Source organism: Synechococcus sp. H60.1 (genome assembly GCF_047462335.1).
Classification (GTDB): Bacteria; Cyanobacteriota; Cyanobacteriia; order Thermostichales; family Thermostichaceae; genus Thermostichus.
Genome location: NZ_JANSJA010000214.1, coordinates 1 through 679, shown reverse-complemented (window position 1 = coordinate 679; position 679 = coordinate 1). Strand labels below are relative to the sequence as shown.

General features: G+C 60.1%; 2 protein-coding genes. One reads left to right on the top strand and one right to left on the bottom strand.

Features of this window, described 5'->3' with window-relative positions:
* Nucleotides 1–263 (bottom strand): hypothetical protein (locus NW852_RS10710; protein ID WP_414426727.1); only part of this gene is annotated, 263 nt, incomplete at its 3' end.
* A 175-nt stretch (nt 264–438) separates the two neighbouring features.
* Here NW852_RS10710 and NW852_RS10705 point away from each other — a divergent pair.
* Nucleotides 439–679, top strand: a 241-nt coding sequence (locus NW852_RS10705) for a zinc ribbon domain-containing protein (protein WP_414426728.1), incomplete at its 3' end; no start/stop codon positions are given.

The following is a 679-nucleotide window of genomic DNA, read 5'->3' as shown; positions in this document are numbered from 1 at the left end:
TCCGTATTCTGGGCAATGGCCTCAAAAACTCGCCCAATGGCCTCCGTATTCTGGGCAGTGGCCTGGGCATTGGCCAGCGTCTGCTGAGCAAGACTTCCAGAATGGCCTCCACCCGCTCCAACATGGGCTGCTCTTGCCAGCTTGGGAGACGATCCCAGCCGCAGCCCACCCGTGAGGCAATAATCCCCGTTGAATTCACAGGCTAGGCAAGCAAGCGCAGAGCGGGCTTGGGCTTCCATCTCTCGCTTCTGCGCCAACTGCAAGAAAGGCTAAACGCCAGCGTAGAGACTGGGCTATGAAGTTGGCCCGGTGTGTAGTAGTGTCTGACGACCTCGTGGCGTACGAGGGAATCTGGCGAAGAACCACCGCCTGGCCAAGTCTATCCGGGACGCAGCTTGGTCTTTGTTTGTGCAGTGGCTGGACTACTACGGCAAGGTGATGATTGCCGTTCCGCCGGAGTACAGCAGTCAGGAGTGTCCTGGGTGCGGGTACCTGGTGAAGCAGACTCTTTCCACTCGCAGCCACCGCTGTCCAAAGTGCGGGCTGGTGCTGTGTCGAGACGCCAACGCAGCGCTTAACATTCTCCGCCGAGCACTGAGGATGACGGTAGGGCATAGGGGAACCGCCGGGCCCCCCTTTCATCCCCCCGTGTACGGGGGGACAGAGGGGGGTGTATGTA